This window comes from Klebsiella sp. WP4-W18-ESBL-05 (assembly GCF_014169075.1).
GTDB classification, from domain to species: Bacteria; Pseudomonadota; Gammaproteobacteria; order Enterobacterales; family Enterobacteriaceae; genus Kluyvera; species Kluyvera ascorbata_B.
Map to the genome: position 1 here is coordinate 320,366 of NZ_AP022057.1, position 19,330 is coordinate 339,695.

Genomic DNA, 19,330 nt, shown 5'->3' on the forward strand with positions numbered 1-19,330 from the left:
GACATTGGCGGCGCGGGCAAAGTGAAATCTCTACTTTTTTTGATATTTATCCGTATTCGTTAAAAGGTTGAAAATAATTATTTCTGATGTATCAATCAGATAAGTCGGGTTTGTCGAGATTCCACTGGTATGACAACAATGAAAAATTTACACTTCCCGACAATACCTATGTTGAGGATAGTGCGTGGAAAGGTTTGATGCCATTGTAGTGGGTGCCGGAGCGGCGGGAATGTTTTGTGCAGCCATGGCGGGGCAGGCTGGCCGCCGCGTTTTGCTGTTGGATAACGGCAAAAAACCGGGGCGTAAAATCCTGATGTCCGGCGGTGGTCGCTGTAATTTTACTAACCTTTATGTCGAGCCCGCGGCCTATCTCAGTCAAAACCCGCATTTTTGCAAATCTGCTCTCGCGCGCTACACCCAATGGGACTTTATCGATTTGGTCGGCAAGCACGGTATTGCCTGGCATGAGAAGACCCTCGGGCAGCTGTTTTGCGATGATTCCGCGGAACAGATTGTTGCGATGCTGGTGGCTGAATGTGCAAAGGGTAACGTGACGACGCGCCTGCGCAGTGAAATTCTCAGCGTGGCCCGTGATGATGCCGGTTACACGCTAACGCTGAATGGCGACATGGTGGCGGCAGATAAGCTGGTGATCGCCAGCGGCGGCCTATCGATGCCGGGCCTCGGGGCATCGCCTTTCGGCTATAAAATTGCCGAGCAGTTTGGTCTGAAGGTCCTGCCGACCCGCGCCGGACTGGTACCGTTCACCCTGCATAAGCCAATGCTGGAACAGTTCCAGGTTCTGTCCGGCGTCTCCGTACCGTCGGTGATAACCGCTGAGGACGGTACGGTATTCCGCGAAAGCCTGCTTTTCACCCACCGCGGCCTGTCCGGCCCGGCAGTGCTGCAAATCTCCAGCTATTGGCAGGCCGGTGAGTTTGTCAGCATTAATCTGCTTCCGGACGTGGATCTGAGCACCTTTATTGATGAACAGCGCGCGGCGCACCCGAACCAAAGTCTGAAAAATACGCTGGCGATACTGTTGCCGAAGCGTCTGGTTGAGTGCCTGCAACAGCTTGGGCAAATTCCGGACGTTACGCTTAAACAGCTGAACGTGCGTGAGCAGCAGACGCTGGTAGATACCCTGACCTGCTGGCGCGTGCAGCCTAACGGCACCGAAGGCTATCGTACGGCGGAGGTGACCCTTGGCGGCGTTGATACTCACGAATTGTCGTCGCGCACCATGGAGGCGAAGAAAGCACCGGGCCTGTATTTTATTGGCGAAGTGATGGATGTGACCGGCTGGCTGGGCGGTTATAACTTCCAGTGGGCGTGGTCCAGCGCCTGGGCGTGCGCGCAGGCGCTGGCCGATGTCCGAAGACAATAAAGTTGTACACAAAGCACTAAAGTTGTAACCATTCTCAAAAAACGACGCTAATGTTGTATACTTACTGAATGTGTGGTTATAGGGTTGGAGACTATAAAATGCACATATAGGTACGTATCAATGTCGTTTTTTGGGTACGATCATGGGTAGGGGTAGGCGTCTCAAATCCTATTTGGATTATGAAAATGCGCTAAATAGCTGCGCCTAATACCGCTACACTTTTGCCTGACCATGTTTTCCTCCGGGGAATGGGCTGGCGGTTTCCATAAAATGGCGGACCTTTTTCAGTAACTGCCACATTGAGCGGCACTGATGATTACGGGTTATCGTGTCATGAAGTGCCTGCCATAGCCGTTCCACATGATTCACCCACGGCGAGTAAACCGGCTGGTAAATTACCCTGAACTTGGGATTTGCTTTCAACCAGCGCTGTGTTTCGCGGCTTTTATGGATAATGTAGTTATCAACGATCAGCGTGATTGTTTTCGCCCGCCGGTAAGTGGCTTTCAGGTGCTTCAGCAGAGCGATAAACAGCGCTGAACTTTTGCTGTTGCCGCCCACGTAGCTGACTTTACCCGTGCCACTGTGCAGTGCGCCGGCCAGATAGTATTTTTCGTTCTGCCCCGGCGTCACTACCCGTTTCTGCTGTCCGCGCAACTGCCAGTCCGCACCGATTTTAGGATTAAGGTGGATATCCACTTCATCTTCATAAAATACCGGATGCTCTGCGCTGCATTCATCCAGCGCTTTGTGGATTACCGCCATCTTTTCATCTTTATGTGGGTCACGGATACGCAGAGTTGGCGCGGCCCTGCGCCATACAAGCCCCGCAGATGGCAACCAGCGGCGAACGGTTCCTGCATGTAACTGGCAACCGGTTATCTCATTGATTTTTATTGCCAGTAATTCGGTGCTCCAGCGTGAACGTTGATAACCAAAATCGCCGGGAGAATGCTTTATCAGCTCACGTAACAGGGTGCAGATATGTTCAAAAGGCCAGCGTCGGGAGCGCCCTGCGGGTAAGGATTTCAGGCCTTCAATACCTGAGTGCGTAAACCAGTTAATCCAGCGACCAACGGATGAACGGGCACAACAGAGAGTTCTGGCAACATCGCTGACCCGTTCACCCCGATGAAGCATCAGCATGGCCGTGAGTCTGCGGGCATGATTTTTATCACGCGTTTTATGAATAGCTTTCTGCATCAGGCGTCGTTCGCCACGGGGTATTGGTACTATGATCGGCATCGCTCAGTCCGGTTGGTGATTTTGGTTGGTTTGGCGATTGATCAGATCGCACAATCCGGGCTGAGTTCCCTTTCAGTGATCTACTATTCCGCGCAGCTATTTAGGGGTTTTCAGGAGGCGTGTCATCTGTCAGTTAATCGGGAGCACCGTTGATGGTCGTCATTTTTGTAACATATCTTGTTTCCCGTTTGCTCCTGAAGCTCTGGGAACTGTATGACCAGCCCGACGGTGATGATTAACGGGACTGAAACAGGTTACGGCAGAGCAATATGGGGCTCATGTCCTGCTACGTAACCCGTCAGTAAAGCCCTGCTGCGCACCTGACGCTAAGCACTAACCCGCCTGCAGTTACCTGGTCGAATACAGCCCGCGAAGCTTTCTTGCCTGCGTCTGATGTGCTTCCGCACCGGCATTATTGACCTGCTCATGCACGAGAGCGGCTTTTTCTCCGGCATTCAGTTCGTTAAAAGAAGAAGACGAGGTCTTTGAATTTGCATCACTGCCGGACAGCATTTTTTTATGTTCCTCAATCATTTTCTGATGCGCATAGGACGCGCTGTTGTTCATAAATGAATGAGCAACAATGGCCCTTTCATGTTCATTCATTTCAGAGAATGAGGGCGTGTTGTTTTTATTAACCCTGTCCGGTAAGTTTTCATGCGTCGAGGAATTCACATGACTGACGGCTGAGGCATTATTAACAAATCGATGTGCTTCATGGGCAATATCACTGGACTGAGCAAAAGCTGCCCCACAAAATAAAGCTGTAAACGCAGTGGTCGTGATTAATATATTCATGTGTAATTACCTTCTGAGGTACATAAAAGATGTCCTTATGATCATATATAAAAATAATCAACCTGTGGGGAAGATGACGTAAATGTAATACAGCTATGTACATTACACGATTGTAATGAATTTGTTTCTTAAGGTGTGCTAGCTTCATTTCATTGTAAGTGGATGAACCAGTAATTTAATTTAAATCGGTTCTCGAATTCTGTCAGTAACCATACTTTAAATAAGGGAATGCGCATGCTGTTGAAAACGTCTCGACGAACTTTCCTGAAGGGGTTAACCCTCTCTGGCGTAGCCGGAAGTCTTGGCGTATGGAGTTTCAATGCGCGTTCCAGTCTGAGCCTGCCAGTTGCCGCATCCCTGCAGGGTACTCAGTTTGACCTGACCATTGGTGAAACGGCCGTCAATATCACGGGCAGTGAGCGTCAGGCCAAAACAATCAATGGAGGCCTGCCGGGGCCCGTTCTTCGCTGGAAAGAAGGTGACACCATTACCCTGAAGGTCAAAAACCGTCTTAATGAACAGACGTCCATTCACTGGCACGGCATTATTCTTCCGGCCAATATGGATGGTGTTCCGGGGCTGAGTTTTATGGGCATAGAGCCTGATGATACCTACGTTTACACCTTTAAGGTTAAGCAGAACGGGACTTACTGGTACCACAGCCATTCCGGTCTGCAGGAACAGGAGGGGGTATACGGTGCCATTATCATCGATGCCAGGGAGCCAGAACCGTTTGCTTACGATCGTGAGCATGTGGTCATGTTGTCTGACTGGACCGATGAAAATCCTCACAGCCTGCTGAAAAAATTAAAAAAACAGTCGGATTACTACAATTTCAATAAACCAACCGTTGGCTCTTTTTTCCGCGACGTGAATACCAGGGGGCTGTCAGCCACCATTGCCGATCGGAAAATGTGGGCTGAAATGAAAATGAATCCGACTGACCTCGCGGATGTCAGTGGCTACACCTACACCTATCTCATGAACGGGCAGGCCCCGCTGAAAAACTGGACCGGACTGTTCCGTCCCGGTGAAAAGATACGCTTACGGTTTATCAACGGCTCGGCAATGACCTATTTCGATATCCGTATCCCCGGGCTGAAAATGACGGTCGTGGCTGCAGATGGCCAGTATGTAAACCCGGTTACCGTTGACGAATTCAGGATTGCCGTTGCCGAAACCTATGATGTCATTGTGGAGCCTCAGGGTGAGGCCTATACCATCTTCGCACAATCCATGGACAGGACCGGTTACGCTCGAGGGACACTGGCCACGAGAGAGGGGTTAAGTGCTGCCGTTCCCCCCCTCGATCCCCGTCCTCTGTTGACCATGGAAGATATGGGTATGGGGGGAATGGGACATGATATGGCAGGAATGGACCACAGCCAGATGGGAGGCATGGATAACAGCGGAGAGATGATGTCTATGGACGGTGCTGACCTTCCGGATAGCGGGACATCCTCCGCGCCCATGGATCACAGCAGCATGGCCGGTATGGATCATTCCCAGATGGCCGGAATGCCGGGTATGCAAAGTCATCCTGCGTCAGAAACGGATAACCCACTGGTTGATATGCAGGCGATGAGCGTCTCTCCGAAATTAAATGATCCGGGTATTGGTCTTCGAAATAACGGAAGAAAGGTTCTCACGTACGCGGATTTGAAAAGCCGCTTTGAGGATCCTGACGGACGTGAACCTGGCCGTACCATAGAACTGCATTTAACCGGCCACATGGAAAAGTTTGCCTGGTCATTTAACGGAATCAAGTTTTCAGATGCCGCACCGGTGCTGCTGAAATACGGTGAGCGGCTCAGGATCACGCTGATCAACGATACCATGATGACTCACCCCATTCACCTGCATGGTATGTGGAGCGATCTGGAAGATGAAAACGGTAATTTCATGGTTCGTAAACACACAATAGATGTTCCCCCTGGTACAAAACGCAGTTACAGAGTGACAGCAGATGCGCTTGGCCGCTGGGCGTATCACTGCCATTTGCTCTATCACATGGAAATGGGAATGTTTCGTGAAGTCCGGGTGGAGGAATGATGCGAATGAAGAGAAATTTGAAGGCCATACCTGTTCTGGTCGCCGGTTTGTTTACCTCACCGCTTTCTATTGCGGCGGGCTCCGTCTCTGCAGATCCCCACGCCGGGCACGACATGTCTGCCATGCAGATGCCAGCAGATGAGAATTTCACTGAGATGACGTCAATGGAGCCCATTGTAACTGAGAGCAGAACGCCAATTCCGCCTGTTACCGATGCCGACCGGAAGGCTGCATTCGGCAATTTACAGGGGCATGCGATTCACGACAGTGCGATTAATTATCTGGTTCTGCTGGATCAACTGGAATGGCAACGGTCGGATAACACCAACAATTTCAGCTGGAGTGTTAACAGCTGGATTGGAGGCGACACAGATCGGATTTGGCTAAAGAGTGAAGGTGAACGAAGCAATGGGGAAACGGAGGCGGCTGAAGCGCAGTTACTCTGGGGACATGCGGTTGGCCCATGGTGGGATTTGGTTGCGGGTGTCAGGCAGGATTTCAGACCTGCTTCTGCCCGGACCTGGGCTGCTGTCGGTTTTCAGGGGCTGGCACTCTATAATTTTGAGTCTGAAATTACGGGTTTTGTCAGTAATGGCGGAAAAGCAGCCCTTCGTCTGGGAGGAGAATACGACGTTTTACTGACTAACCGGCTCATACTCCAGCCATCCTATGAGGTGAATTTCTACAGTCAGGATGATGAATCGCGGGGTCGCGGCAGGGGACTGACTGACACAGAGCTGGGGCTCCGGCTGCGCTATGAAATACGCCGTGAGTTTGCACCCTATATAGGCGTTTCCTGGAATCAACTTTACGGGAAAACATCCGATATGGCGAAAAGAGAAGGTGAGAAAGACCATCAGGTAGTATTCCTGGCGGGAGCCAGAATCTGGTTTTAACGCACTGATATAAAACACTCAACTAAACAGGTAAATAAAATGTCGATTTTAAATAAAGCCATTCTTACAGGTGGCCTCGTTATGGGCGTTGCTTTCTCTGCTATGGCCCATCCGGAATTAAAAAGCTCTGTGCCACAGGCTGATTCAGCCGTAGCGGCCCCGGAAAAGATTCAGCTTAATTTCTCGGAAAATCTGACCGTGAAATTCTCAGGTGCAAAATTAACGATGACGGGTATGAAAGGCATGTCATCACATTCTCCGATGCCGGTCGCGGCAAAAGTGGCGCCAGGCGCTGACCCTAAATCGATGGTCATTATTCCGCGAGAGCCTTTACCCGCTGGCACTTATCGTGTTGACTGGCGCGCGGTTTCTTCAGATACGCACCCTATTACCGGTAATTACACCTTTACAGTGAAGTAATATTATGAACGACCTGATTATGATTGTTATTCGTTTTCTTATTTATCTGGATTTGATGGTAATATTTGGATTGCCATTTTTTCAGATATATGGAATAAGCGGTGTCAGACATGAAACCTATAACCTGACTAATTTCAGGTCGTTTATAACCTTTGCTGTTGTTACAGGCATCATTCTTACTGGCATTAATATGCTCCTGGTATCTAATGCCATGAGTGGAGTAACTGACCTCAGAGAATTATCCATCCATGTTATCGAGATGGTGATAGAAGAAACTGATGTGGGTATTAGCTGGATTGTCAGGCTCTGTGCCCTGTTTACCACACTCGGTGCTTTGTTCCTTTACACTAATAAGAGAGTATTGTCCTGCCTGCTGATGACGATGAGTGGGGGCGTGGCGCTGGCTACACTTGCCTGGGGAGGACACGCCGTTATGCATGACGGTCTGCATTACTATCTCCATTTACTGAGCGATCTGACCCATCTCGGTGCTGCAGGTGCCTGGACAGGTGCTCTGGTTGCATTTGCTATCCTGCTGATGCGCAGAAACGAGCATAATGCACAGAGCGTCATTGTGATATCTGACTCCCTGGCACAATTTGCCACGGCAGGAACGGTGATTGTTGTAGCCCTGATCCTGAGTGCGCTGGTCAACTATCTGTATATTGCTGAGGGTAACTTAACTCCCTTATTCAACAGTTCCTGGGGGAGGATATTGCTTGCCAAGACGGCTCTGTTTGTTCTGATGCTTCTTCTGGCTGCAGCAAACCGGTTTCACCTGGGTCCCCGGCTTGAAGTTATGGTCAGGGAAGGGAATTATGATCGCAGCGTTGCCCTGATGCGAAACAGCATCCTGACAGAATTCGTTGTTGCGATTATCATTCTGGGCGCCGTAGCGTGGCTCGGAATGCTTGCTCCGTCTCAGGTCAGCTAGGGGACAGCCAAAGCTCATGCGTGAGATTTTTACTTTCATATCAGCGAGCTAACCATGCAGCGTATTTTAATCGTTGAAGACGAACAAAAAACAGGTCGTTACCTGCAGCAGGGACTGGTTGAGGAAGGCTATCAGGCCGATCTCTTTAATAATGGCCGCGATGGTCTCGGGGCCGCGTCGAAGGGACAGTATGATTTGATAATACTGGACGTGATGCTGCCTTTCCTCGACGGGTGGCAAATCATCAGCGCACTGAGGGAGTCCGGGCACGAAGAACCGGTCCTGTTTTTAACCGCAAAGGACAACGTGCGGGACAAAGTGAAAGGACTGGAGCTTGGCGCAGATGACTACCTGATTAAGCCCTTTGATTTTACGGAGCTGGTTGCACGTGTAAGAACCCTGCTGCGCCGGGCACGCTCGCAGGCCGCAACAGTCTGCACCATCGCCGATATGACCGTTGATATGGTGCGCCGGACCGTGATCCGTTCGGGGAAGAAGATCCATCTCACCGGTAAAGAATACGTTCTGCTTGAGTTGCTGCTGCAACGCACCGGAGAAGTGTTACCCAGGAGTCTTATCTCGTCCCTGGTCTGGAACATGAATTTTGACAGTGATACGAATGTGATTGATGTCGCCGTGAGACGTCTGAGAAGTAAAATTGATGATGACTTTGAGCCAAAACTGATCCATACCGTTCGCGGTGCCGGATATGTCCTGGAGATCAGAGAAGAGTGAGGTTCAAAATTTCCCTGACCACACGCCTGAGCCTGATTTTTTCTGCGGTGATGCTTACGGTATGGTGGTTATCAAGTTTTATCCTGATTAGCACCCTTAATGGCTATTTCGATAATCAGGACCGCGATTTTCTGACAGGTAAACTTCAGCTCACCGAAGAGTTTCTTAAAACAGAGACGTTCCGGAACAAAACGGATATTAAGTCATTATCAGAAAAAATAAACGATGCGATGGTAGGGCACAATGGTTTATTCATTTCTATAAAAAACATGGAAAATGAAAAAATTGTTGAACTCTATGCCAAAAATTCTGTTGTTCCAGCGGTCCTGCTTAATAAGTCGGGTGATATTCTCGACTATATGATCCAGACGGAAGAAAATAACACCGTGTACCGCAGTATCTCGCGGCGGGTTGCCGTGACGCCGGAACAGGGTAAAAGCAAACATGTCATCATTACGGTTGCCACGGATACTGGGTATCACACCCTGTTTATGGATAAGCTCAGTACCTGGCTGTTCTGGTTCAATATCGGTCTGGTCTTTATTTCTATTTTTCTGGGCTGGCTGACCACACGTATTGGTCTGAAACCGCTACGGGAAATGACCAGTCTGGCTTCCTCCATGACCGTACACAGCCTGGATCAGCGTCTTAATCCCGATTTGGCTCCGCCGGAAATTTCTGAGACCATGCAGGAGTTCAATAACATGTTCGATCGCCTGGAGGGGTCATTCCGGAAACTGTCAGATTTCTCGTCTGACATCGCGCATGAGCTGCGCACACCGGTCAGTAATCTGATGATGCAGACGCAGTTTGCACTGGCTAAGGAAAGGGATGTTTCGCATTACCGCGAAATCTTATTCGCTAACCTGGAAGAACTGAAAAGGTTGTCACGAATGACCAGTGATATGCTTTTTCTGGCACGTTCAGAGCATGGTCTGCTGCAGCTGGATAAACATGATGTGGATCTGGCCGCCGAACTGAATGAATTACGTGAGCTGTTCGAGCCTCTGGCAGACGAAACAGGAAAGACAATCACCGTTGAAGGAGAGGGCGTTGTTGCCGGAGACAGCGATATGCTGCGACGTGCTTTCAGTAACCTGCTTTCCAATGCAATCAAGTATTCTCCCGATAACACCTGTACAGCGATACACCTTGAGCGTGACAGTGACTGTGTGAACGTGATGATTACGAATACGATGTCCGGCCAGGTTCCCGCTAATCTGGAACGTTTGTTTGATCGGTTCTATCGAGCTGATTCATCAAGGGTCCACAACACGGAAGGCGCGGGGCTGGGATTATCAATTACAAGGTCGATCATTCATGCTCATGGCGGCGAGCTGTCAGCAGAACAGCAGGGGCGGGAAATTGTGTTCAAAGTGCGCCTGTTAATGGATTAATCCCGTTCTTCAGGAGAAACCTGGAAGGTGACAAAATTGTCATCATTCAGTCACGCGATAAACAGAGGCGGTTTTTTATAATCATACATAAATCAGGAGCAGAGTGATAACGCAATCGCCTGGTGGATTGGCCCCTATATTTCCAGACACTTTTTATCGCTTAACCCATTACTGGTTCGCCGCCGCAGATATTCCCGTGGAGAACGATATCCCAGTGCACTGTGCGGATGCCATTCGTTGTAATGTTCGAAGGCCTCCGCAAGGTTCTTTGCCGCTGTTAACCCGTCAGGTTTTGGCATGATGCTGATGTAGTCGCGCTTCATCGTTTTCACGAAGCTCTCCGCCATTCCGTTGCTTTCTGGACTACGTACCGCCGTATGTTTTGGCTCCAGTCCTACCATTCTGGCGAACTGACGCGTCTGATGAGAACGGTAGGCTGAACCGTTGTCTGTCAGCCACTCAACGGGGGATGTCGGCAGCCTGTTACCGAAGCGACGCTCTACTGCACCCAGCATGACGTCCTGCACGGTTTCACTGTCATATCCACCGGTACTTGCCGCCCAGTGAAGTGCCTCGCGATCGCAACAGTCCAGCGCGAACGTGACCCGCAGTTTTTCACCGTTATCACAGCTGAACTCGAAGCCGTCGGAGCACCACCGCTGGTTACTTTCTCCAACGGCCACTTTCCCTCTATGCGCCCGCTTCGAGGGCGGTATTGCCGGTTTACGCTCAAGCAGCAGCGCATTCTGACGCATGATGCGGTATACGCGTTTGGCATTGATCACCGCCATGTCGTCAGTTTCTGATTGTCTGCGCAGCAGTGCCCATACACGACGATAACCATAGGTGGGCAGATCGTCGATAACGGTATGGATACGAGCCAGCGCTTCAGTATCATCAGGCTTGCGCTTGCACCGACGATCCTGCCAGCCCTTCGACCGACGGGCCATGGCATGCAGTTGCGCACGTGAGACCCGGAGGCAACGACTGACAAGGCTTATTCGCCATCCTCCGGCAACAAGGGCACGTGCGCTATCCACTTTTTTTGTCGGCCATATTCAACGGCTTCTTTCAGCAGCTCGTTTTCCATGGTTTTTTTGCCCAGCAGGCGCTGTAACTCTTTAATTTGCTTCATTGCAGATGCCAGCTCCGACGCGGGTACAACCTGTTCACCTGCGGCAACCGCAGTGAGACTGCCTTCCTGATATTGCTTACGCCACAGGAACAGCTGACTGGCAGCAACGCCATGCTGACGGGCGACCAGCGACACGGTCATGCCGGGCTCAAAGCTCTGCTGAACAATGGCGATTTTTTCCTGAACGCTGCGCCGTCTGCGCTTCTCTGGACCTAGAACATCAATCATTCGGACTCCAACGACTAGTCTAAAACTAGTATTAAGACTATCACTAATTTAAGTGATACCAACTGTCTGGAGATTCATGGGGCCAGTCTACCTGGTTCCTGGAGTGATGAATAACCCGCCCTGAGATCAAATGCTTTCTCTGTTATAAGCCGTTGATTGGTAAGCGTCGTCTCAGCACCGTCTGGCAGATCCTGATATTCCTGAGAGGATAGTGGACACCAAATATGGTGGACGCTATCCATGAAATCATTAACCGCAGTGCGTAAAAAAAGCCCTAATTATCCCGTTGAGTTCAAAATCAAAATGGTTGAACTCTCGCATCGACCAGAGATCTCCGTAGCGCAACTCGCTCGTGAGCATGGGATCAACGATAATTTGCTGTTCAAGTGGCGCCAGTACTGGCGCGAAGGAAAACTACGTCCTCCTTCAACAACAGAAAACAACGTGCCTGAGCTGCTCCCGATAACACTTGATACCGAAGATGTTGTCCCTGCAACCTCCCCCCGGTCACAACCTGTAGCTGCTGCGGCACCTGAATCACTCAATATCAGCTGTGAAGTGACGTTCCGGCACGGATCACTCCGTCTGAATGGTGCCATCAGCGAAAATATCCTGAACCTGCTGATACGGGGTAATCATCCCATTTTTAATGGACGTTAGAAGTAGAAGGTTGCGTTATTAAAGCCTGCTTGTATTTCGGTGGTATGCCACCAATTGCTTTGTTTGGTCGTTCATTGTTGTAAAACCAAAGCCATTCTGTCGCATGCTCTTGTACCTCGGCAATACTGCTGAATAAATATTGGTTGAGCCAGTCGTAGCGAACTGTACGGTTATACCGCTCCACATAGGCATTCTGCTGCGGGTTGCCAGGCTGGATAAACTTCAGCTCAACATCATGTTTTGCTGCCCACTCCGCCAGTAAAGCACTGATGTATTCAGGACCATTGTCACTGCGAATTTGTCTGGGCTTGCCGCGCCATTCAATCACTTGATTGAGAGTGCGGACAACACGCTCAGCTGGCAGCGAGAAGTCGACCTCAATCGCCAATCCTTCGCGGTTAAAATCATCAATGATATTAAGCAGTCTGAAGCTGCGGCCATCCTCGAGCTGGTCATGCATAAAGTCCATAGACCAGCACTGATTTATCGACTCCGGCACCACTAATGCATCAGGCACATCACGTTTTAAGCGCCTCTTCGGCTTGATCCGCAGATTAAGTTCCAGCTCACGGTAAATCCTAAGCACCCGTTTATGGTTCCAACCAAAGCGTTTCACATTGCGTAAAAAGTAAAAGCACATTCCAAAACCCCAGCTGCGGTGAGCCTCAGTTAACCGAAGCAGCCAGTCGGCGATTTGAGCATTCTCATCACTGAGTTTGGCCTGATAGCGGTAACAGGTTTCGCTCAGCCCAAATAGACCACATGCAAACTTGATGGTAATGGAATGGTTTTGCACCGCCTTTTGCGCCAACTCCCGTCGGCGCGACGGCTTTACCACTTTTTTTCGATAGCCTCTTTGAGGATTTCGGCTTTGAGCCGCTCTTCGGCATACATCTTTTTCAGTCGGGCATTTTCGGCTTCCAGCTCTTTCAGGCGCGCCATCATTGACGCATCCATCCCGCCAAACTTAGCTCGCCATTTGTAAAAGGTGGCTGAACTCATGCCATGCTCACGACACAGCTCAGGAACAGGTGCTCCAGCTTCGGCTTGTTTTAAAATCGCCAGAATTTGGCTGTCACTAAATTTTGATGTTTTCATATGCAGAATCTCCTGCGTTTATCGTACGAGAAAATTCTACTTTTAGCGTCTGTTAATTTACGGGATGATTACCACGGGAGCTCAAACGTTGATCCCATTACCATCAGGGACAAAGATCTGGCTGGTCGCTGGCATCACCGATATGAGAAACGGCTTCAACGGCCTGGCGGCAAAGGTGCAGACGACGCTGAAAGACGATCCGATGTCAGGTCACGTTTTTATCTTCCGTGGGCGTAATGGCAGTCAGGTAAAGCTCCTCTGGTCTACCGGCGATGGACTGTGTCTGCTGACCAAACGGCTGGAGCGCGGCCGCTTCGCCTGGCCGTCAGCCCGGGATGGCAAAGTGTTCCTCACACCGGCACAGCTGGCGATGCTCCTTGAAGGTATCGACTGGCGGCAGCCTAAAAGACTGCTTACGTCACTGACTATGTTGTAGGCCTCTTTATCCTGGTCGACGCTGAATGAGCCTGGTAATATACCCGGTATGAACAGCTTACTTCCTGACGATATCGATGAACTGAAACGTCTCCTTGCCGAACAGGAGGCGCTGAACCGTGCCCTTCTGGAAAAGCTGAACGAGCGTGAACGCGAAATAGATCACCTGCAGGCGCAACTGGATAAGCTGCGCCGGATGAACTTCGGCAGCCGCTCCGAAAAAGTCTCCCGCCGTATCGCGCAGATGGAAGCCGACCTTAAGCAGTTGCAGAAAGAAAGCGATACCCTTACCGGCCGGGTGGATGACCCGGCCGTGCAGCGCCCGCTGCGGCAGACCCGTACCCGCAAACCGTTCCCTGAATCACTTCCCCGTGACGAAAAACGGCTGCTGCCGGCAGCGTCATGCTGCCCGGAATGTGGTGGTGCGCTGAGTTACCTGGGTGAAGATGCCGCCGAACAGCTGGAGCTGATGCGCAGCGCCTTCCGGGTTATCCGGACAGTACGTGAAAAGCATGCCTGTACTCAGTGCGATGCCATCGTGCAGGCCCCCGCGCCTTCACGTCCCATCGAGCGGGGTATCGCCGGACCGGGGCTGCTGGCCCGCGTGCTGAGTTCAAAGTATGCAGAACATACCCCGCTGTACCGGCAGTCAGAAATATACAGCCGCCAGGGTGTGGAGCTGAGCCGCTCACTGCTGTCGGGCTGGGTGGATGCATGCTGCCGGCTGCTGTCACCGCTGGAAGAGGCGCTTCAGGGCTATGTCCTGACCGACGGTAAACTCCATGCCGATGACACCCCGGTCCAGGTGCTGCTGCCGGGCAATAAGAAGACGAAGACCGGGCGGTTGTGGACGTATGTTCGTGATGACCGCAACGCTGGATCAGCAGTCGCGCCGGCGGTGTGGTTCGCTTACAGCCCGGACAGAAAAGGCATCCACCCTCAGACCCATCTTGCAGGGTTCAGTGGTGTGCTGCAGGCCGATGCGTACGCCGGGTTCAACGAGCTGTACCGCGATGGCCAGATAACGGAAGCCGCCTGCTGGGCTCACGCCCGCCGTAAAATCCACGATGTGCACGTCCGCACACCGTCGGCGCTGACGGATGAAGCCCTGAAGCGTATCGGCGAGCTGTATGCCGTTGAAGCGGAGATAAGGGGAATGCCGGCGAAGCGACGCCTTGCAGAACGTCAGCAAAAAGCTAAACCGCGGCTGAAATCCCTGGAAAGCTGGCTGCGTGAAAAGGTGAAAACGCTGTCGCGACACTCAGAACTGGCGAAAGCGTTCACGTACGTACTGAACCAGTGGCCGGCGCTGGCTTACTATACTGACGACGGCTGGGCCGAGGCAGATAACAACATAGCTGAGAATGCGCTACGGATGGTCAGCCTGGGCCGCAAAAACTACCTGTTCTTCGGTTCGGATCATGGAGGAGAGCGGGGAGCGCTGCTGTACAGCCTGATCGGGACATGCAAACTGAACGGAGTGGAGCCAGAAAGCTACCTCCGTCACGTCCTTAACGTCATAGCGGACTGGCCGATAAACCGGGTCAGCGAACTACTCCCCTGGCGCGTAGCACTGTCAATTGAATAACGCATCCCCGTCAATACGGTTCTCGCTGCACGCTTACGTTGATTGTTTGGGTATGAAAACACCGGAGACCCAACCATGAAAAAGATCCTTGTATCATTTGTTGCCATTATGGCTGTCGCTTCATCCGCCATGGCTGCAGAGACAATGAACATGCATGACCAGGTAAATAATGCCCAGGCACCCGCCCATCAGATGCAGTCAACCTCTGAAAAAAGCGCTGTTCAGGGAGACAGTATGACAATGATGGATATGAGCGGACACGATCAGGCTGCAATGTCCCATGAAATGATGCAAAACGGCAACGCTTCTGCCCACCAGGACATGGCGGAGATGCATAAAAAAATGATGAAAGGCAAACCAGGGGCCACCAACGAATCAGCAACGTCATTTTCAGAAATGAACGAGCATGAAAAAGCCGCTGTTGTGCACGAGAAGGCGAATAATGGTCAGTCTTCCGTTATTCATCAGCAGCAGGCTGAAAAGCATCGCAGCCAGATCACCCAGAATTAACCCGCAGCTCCACTTGTTAGACCCTCATTTGACGCCGAAGTCACTGGCTTACGCTCCCATTCGGGAGCGTTTTTTTTATTCTTTCATTTATCATTGAGTCTTATGGGAATGGATTTAATCAGTTACTTAATCCCTGCCTCAGCAACAAGTCCCGGAAAGAGCAGCTTTATATTCCGGGTTTTTCTGCTCATAACCTCAACGGTGGCGCTTAGGATGTACTTTGTAAGTACCCAGAGTGTGTGTCATCAGTACCGGTGTTAATGCACCAGCCCATTCCAGCCATGTATACCCATGTAAATCCCAACAGCAGCAATCAGGGCGCTTGAAATATAGGGGGCTCTTCTGGCGATGGTATTGAAGCCACTCCAGCGTTTGGCGACCTGACGAACGCTGATCGCCGCACCCACTCCAACCGTTACGAGGGTCAATGCCAGGCCGATACTGAAACAAACAACCAGTGTGGCACCCAGCGTAAGCGCTTTAAGCTGAAGGCAGATCAACAATACAGTTATAGCTGCCGGGCAAGGGATAAGCCCTCCTGTCAGTCCAAATATCAGGATTTGCCCGTTGGTTACTTCTTTCCCGTCGAAGCGGCGTTTTATGTCATTGGCATGAGCCAGTTCGTGAGCGTCCTGATACTCTTTCGAATTCACATCCAGCCCATCAAGCTCAGAGTGGTCATGGTCATGGTCATGGTCGTGTTCAGCGAACGCCACATCATAGTCATGGACATGACCACGATGTCCCAGAGACAGACGTACGTTGAAACTGTGAGGCTCAGGGATGGGAGATGTTGACTCCAGATAATCACCATGATCAACAAATTCAAAAGTCTGAGAGATCGTACTGTTTTCCCGAAGTGTGGTTAATGAGATATCTTCAGAAGCCCATCTTTGGCCACTAAGAGTGCGTAGCCGCCAGTGGGGAAGTTGTCCTTCTTCAAAAATGGACAGTTCAACTTTTCCATGGCCAGTATCGATCAACCTTGTTTCGTCATGGTGATGATGTTCATTCTCCTGCATTCCCTCCAGCCAGTTTTTCTCACCGCTCCAGGTTCGCCAGAACATCCAAAAAGCCGTACCAAGGATGATCACTGAAGAGACCATCTGTAGCCAGGGTTCGGCTGATTCTGCGGTAAATTTATTACTGATATACATCCCTCCAAAAGCAATCAGCCATACGACTGCAGTGTGCGACAATGTTGCCGCGACACCCAGCATCACGGCCTGACGTACGGTGCCTTTTATAGCAATGATGAATGCTGCCATCATTGTTTTGGAGTGCCCGGGCTCCAGTCCATGAAGCGCGCCAAGCAGAATGGCGCTGGGGATGAAAAACCATGCGTTGCCTTGCTGAAGAAGTGTCGTAAATTCGTTCATGAGAATCATTCTTGGTTATTAAGTGTAGGCCGGATTCTACTCCCCCCCAGTAAAATATACTACCCCCCAGTAGAATAACGCTGGTATAGTTACATAAAATATCCAGGAGAGTGAGAGCCCACATGTCACATACCATCCGCGATAAACAAAAACTGAAAGCACGTACAAGCAAGATCCAGGGGCAGGTTGCTGCGCTGAAAAAAATGCTTGATGAACCTCACGAATGTGCCGCTGTACTGCAACAAATAGCCGCCATACGTGGTGCCGTGAATGGTTTATTGCGTGAAGTGATTAAAGGACATTTGACTGAACATATTGTTCATGAAAGTGAAGAACAGAAACGAGAAGAAGACCTGGACGTTGTGCTGAAGGTTCTGGATTCTTACATCAAGTGACAGTTTGGCTAAAAGCCCTGAGCATTAATTTATCTAAATAACACGTTATCAAGTGACGGTTTTGGGCTGTTTGTAGCGGCATAGTGAGTTTGTTTAATCAATGAGCTTTAAGATGCCCCCCTTCATGCAAGGCAACGCGTACATTTCTGGTACATCTACTTCCCTTACTTTGCTCAGGGCAACCCACATTGTTAAAGCCTCTACTCGCTGACCATCAAAATCACCCAACGTCAGATAATGGAAAAAAATTTTGGATGACATTTTGAAACGTGTCCTCTGCTGTGAACGTCGAGAGATGCTACGCGAGAAAGGAGATGACCTACTTAGTATCCTGTTAAGTAGGTCTATCTGAAGAAGTAGACAACTTTAAAGTCTTTTTCATGTTAAAGGAGACAACTTTAATGTCTGTGTACAGCCGAATAAACTACTTCTCCTGCTGGTTAAACAGCGCCAGCAGCGTTTCCACCTGTTCGTCGAGCGGCGCTAAATCGCGTTTGACGATCAGGTGCAGCGGCGTCGCGCGACGCCCGCCGTGGCTGAGCGGCAGCGGTTTTAATAGCCCCTGCGCCAGCGCCGTCTGAATTCGCTCTTCCGGCAGCCAGCCGTACCCTACCTGATACATCACGGCGTCAATCGCCGCGTCAATCGTCGAGAAGGTCCACGCATCGCGCGTGTCCTGGCGGCTGCCGTCGCTATCGGCCATACGGATGAGCGGCCACGGGCGCAGCTGCTCTTCGCTCAGTGGCCCTTCCTGCTGGGCGAGGGGGTGATCGCGGTGGGCGACCGCGATAAAGTCAATATTCATTAGCCACTCGCCGCGCCCGGTTATGTCCTGACGGCGGGTGAGGACCATGACATCGGCCTCGGTCAGTACGAGGTCGCTATCGCCGGCGTTCTCCAGCACTTCAGTCAGGCGGACCTGGGTTTGCGGATAGCGTTGCTGGAACTGGCGCAGGATGGCGAACAGCCGCTCGCGGGGAAAAATACTGTCGACCACCAGATCCAGCCGGGTGCGCATCCCGTCGCGCAGCGTTAAGGCGCGGCTTTCTACCCAGGCGAAAGCCTTAAGCAGCGGCTTCACCTGGCCCAGCAGCAGTTCACCTGCCGGGGTAAGCACCGCGCGACGCCCCTCAGGCACCAGCAGCGCCACGCCGAGGCGCTCTTGCAGTAGCGACAGGTTGTAGCTGACCGAGGACTGGCTACGATGCGTTTCTTCAGCTGCTCGCGCAAAGCTCCCCAGTTCAACTACCTTTTCAAGTATTGCCCACTGTTCAAGGGTCGTTTTATGCATAATTGATTTAAAATTTAGATGAATTTAATCCAAACATAGCGTTATTCATTTATTTTTTAAAGCAATATGATCTCTGCATCGAAACAAGGAGATTTAAAGATGAGCAACTTTGATAAACATGATTTGAGCGGCTTCGTTGGCAAACATCTGGTCTACACCTATGACAACGGCTGGAACTACGAAATTTACGTGAAAAACGAGCAGACCCTTGATTACCGCATCCATAGCGGCCTCGTGGCGAACCGTTGGGTGAAAGATCAGCGCGCCTACATCGTCCGCGTGGCCGAGAGCGTCTACAAAATTTCCTGGACCGAACCGACCGGGACGGACGTTAGCCTGATTGCGAACCTCGGCGACAAACTGTTCCATGGAACCATCTTCTTCCCGCGCTGGGTGATGAATAATCCGGAAAAAACCGTCTGCTTCCAGAACGACCACATCCCGCTGATGAACGCGTATCGTGATGAAGGCCCAGCGTATCCAACTGAAGTCATTGACGAATTTGCGACAATTACCTTCATTCGCGACTGTGGCGCAAATAATGATAGCGTGATCGACCGTGCGGCCAGCGAATTGCCAAAAGATTTCCCGGCAAATTTACGTTGAGTATTAATACGGTCACAACACCGTGTTTATTACACTAATATGCAACGAACGTTAAATCGTCGAGAGTATAAAGCCCTTGTTTAACGTGTGTTGAATCATGTGAGCAAACGCCCAGTTACGATGTAATCTGGGCGTTTTTTT

Annotated in this window: 19 protein-coding genes; 13 read left to right on the plus strand and 6 right to left on the minus strand. The window is 50.8% G+C overall.

What is annotated here, in order from left to right:
- The first annotated feature begins 184 nt into the window (after positions 1-184).
- Complete coding sequence (locus H7R58_RS01510) at positions 185-1,387, plus strand: BaiN/RdsA family NAD(P)/FAD-dependent oxidoreductase (protein WP_182929872.1); 1,203 nt, start codon at positions 185-187, stop codon at positions 1,385-1,387.
- Between the two features lie 213 nt (positions 1,388-1,600).
- On the opposite strand, the gene H7R58_RS01515 is transcribed toward H7R58_RS01510, so the two are convergent.
- Positions 1,601-2,632: an IS630-like element ISEc33 family transposase gene (locus H7R58_RS01515; protein ID WP_001395480.1), complete on the minus strand. Its 1,032-nt coding sequence runs from the start codon at positions 2,630-2,632 to the stop codon at positions 1,601-1,603.
- Between the two features lie 348 nt (positions 2,633-2,980).
- The gene (locus tag H7R58_RS01520; RefSeq protein WP_001023257.1) at positions 2,981-3,430 is read right to left on the minus strand and encodes a copper resistance protein; all 450 of its coding nucleotides are present in this window, start codon (positions 3,428-3,430) and stop codon (positions 2,981-2,983) included.
- A gap of 234 nt (positions 3,431-3,664) precedes the next feature.
- On the opposite strand from H7R58_RS01520, the gene pcoA reads away from it, so the two are divergent.
- The 6 genes from pcoA to pcoS are packed head-to-tail and all read left to right on the plus strand — an operon-like array spanning position 3,665 to position 9,864.
- Complete coding sequence (gene pcoA, locus H7R58_RS01525; protein WP_044865869.1) at positions 3,665-5,482, plus strand: multicopper oxidase PcoA; 1,818 nt, start codon at positions 3,665-3,667, stop codon at positions 5,480-5,482.
- A 5-nt stretch (positions 5,483-5,487) separates the two neighbouring features.
- Positions 5,488-6,378: a copper resistance outer membrane transporter PcoB gene (gene pcoB, locus H7R58_RS01530; RefSeq protein ID WP_074133539.1), complete on the plus strand. Its 891-nt coding sequence runs from the start codon at positions 5,488-5,490 to the stop codon at positions 6,376-6,378.
- A gap of 39 nt (positions 6,379-6,417) precedes the next feature.
- On the plus strand, positions 6,418-6,798 hold the full coding sequence (gene pcoC, locus H7R58_RS01535) for a copper resistance system metallochaperone PcoC (protein ID WP_000025662.1): 381 nt from the start codon (positions 6,418-6,420) through the stop codon (positions 6,796-6,798).
- Between the two features lie 55 nt (positions 6,799-6,853).
- Entirely contained in the window at positions 6,854-7,732 is an 879-nt protein-coding gene (gene pcoD / locus H7R58_RS01540) for a copper resistance inner membrane protein PcoD (RefSeq protein WP_320108689.1), read from the plus strand.
- A 54-nt stretch (positions 7,733-7,786) separates the two neighbouring features.
- A complete protein-coding gene (gene pcoR / locus H7R58_RS01545; RefSeq protein WP_001188930.1) occupies positions 7,787-8,467 on the plus strand; it encodes a copper response regulator transcription factor PcoR in 681 nt (226 codons plus the stop codon).
- Positions 8,464-9,864: a copper resistance membrane spanning protein PcoS gene (gene pcoS, locus H7R58_RS01550; protein ID WP_064673678.1), complete on the plus strand. Its 1,401-nt coding sequence runs from the start codon at positions 8,464-8,466 to the stop codon at positions 9,862-9,864. The genes pcoR and pcoS overlap by 4 nt, the downstream gene beginning before the upstream one ends.
- Positions 9,865-9,998: 134 nt before the next feature.
- On the opposite strand, the gene H7R58_RS01555 is transcribed toward pcoS, so the two are convergent.
- A protein-coding gene (locus H7R58_RS01555; RefSeq protein ID WP_094333936.1) for an IS3 family transposase occupies positions 9,999-11,227 on the minus strand; the annotation gives its coding sequence in 2 pieces (ribosomal slippage) (positions 9,999-10,912 and positions 10,912-11,227; 1,230 coding nt in all).
- A gap of 240 nt (positions 11,228-11,467) precedes the next feature.
- Here H7R58_RS01555 and tnpA point away from each other — a divergent pair.
- Positions 11,468-11,887, plus strand: a complete 420-nt coding sequence (gene tnpA, locus H7R58_RS01560) for an IS66-like element accessory protein TnpA (protein ID WP_182934578.1) — start codon at positions 11,468-11,470, stop codon at positions 11,885-11,887.
- Here the strand turns inward: tnpA and H7R58_RS01565 are convergent.
- Positions 11,874-12,985 (minus strand): IS3 family transposase gene (locus H7R58_RS01565; protein WP_110198830.1). Its coding sequence is split into 2 segments (ribosomal slippage): positions 11,874-12,724 and positions 12,724-12,985, totalling 1,113 coding nucleotides; the frame shifts between segments, so codons are not numbered across the junction. The genes tnpA and H7R58_RS01565 overlap by 14 nt on opposite strands.
- Before the next feature lie 88 nt (positions 12,986-13,073).
- Here H7R58_RS01565 and tnpB point away from each other — a divergent pair.
- The 3 genes from tnpB to H7R58_RS01580 all read left to right on the plus strand — a co-directional run bounded on the left by tnpB (position 13,074) and on the right by H7R58_RS01580 (position 15,518).
- The gene (gene tnpB, locus H7R58_RS01570) at positions 13,074-13,421 is read left to right on the plus strand and encodes an IS66 family insertion sequence element accessory protein TnpB (RefSeq protein ID WP_000612626.1); all 348 of its coding nucleotides are present in this window, start codon (positions 13,074-13,076) and stop codon (positions 13,419-13,421) included.
- A gap of 48 nt (positions 13,422-13,469) precedes the next feature.
- On the plus strand, positions 13,470-15,008 hold the full coding sequence (gene tnpC, locus H7R58_RS01575) for an IS66 family transposase (RefSeq protein ID WP_115074996.1): 1,539 nt from the start codon (positions 13,470-13,472) through the stop codon (positions 15,006-15,008).
- A 75-nt stretch (positions 15,009-15,083) separates the two neighbouring features.
- On the plus strand, positions 15,084-15,518 hold the full coding sequence (locus tag H7R58_RS01580) for a hypothetical protein (protein WP_000723070.1): 435 nt from the start codon (positions 15,084-15,086) through the stop codon (positions 15,516-15,518).
- A gap of 257 nt (positions 15,519-15,775) precedes the next feature.
- On the opposite strand, the gene H7R58_RS01585 is transcribed toward H7R58_RS01580, so the two are convergent.
- The gene (locus H7R58_RS01585; protein ID WP_023331513.1) at positions 15,776-16,897 is read right to left on the minus strand and encodes a nickel/cobalt efflux protein RcnA; all 1,122 of its coding nucleotides are present in this window, start codon (positions 16,895-16,897) and stop codon (positions 15,776-15,778) included.
- A gap of 122 nt (positions 16,898-17,019) precedes the next feature.
- Here H7R58_RS01585 and rcnR point away from each other — a divergent pair, with 122 nt between their 5' ends.
- Complete coding sequence (gene rcnR / locus H7R58_RS01590) at positions 17,020-17,292, plus strand: Ni(II)/Co(II)-binding transcriptional repressor RcnR (protein ID WP_000019951.1); 273 nt, start codon at positions 17,020-17,022, stop codon at positions 17,290-17,292.
- Between the two features lie 424 nt (positions 17,293-17,716).
- Here rcnR and H7R58_RS01595 read toward each other — a convergent pair whose 3' ends face one another.
- Positions 17,717-18,583 carry a LysR family transcriptional regulator gene (locus H7R58_RS01595; RefSeq protein WP_106925186.1) on the minus strand — a complete coding sequence of 289 codons (867 nt, stop codon included), beginning with the start codon at positions 18,581-18,583 and terminating at the stop codon, positions 17,717-17,719.
- A gap of 99 nt (positions 18,584-18,682) precedes the next feature.
- On the opposite strand from H7R58_RS01595, the gene H7R58_RS01600 reads away from it, so the two are divergent.
- Positions 18,683-19,189: a phenolic acid decarboxylase gene (locus tag H7R58_RS01600; RefSeq protein WP_106925060.1), complete on the plus strand. Its 507-nt coding sequence runs from the start codon at positions 18,683-18,685 to the stop codon at positions 19,187-19,189.
- The last annotated feature ends 141 nt before the right edge of the window (positions 19,190-19,330 follow it).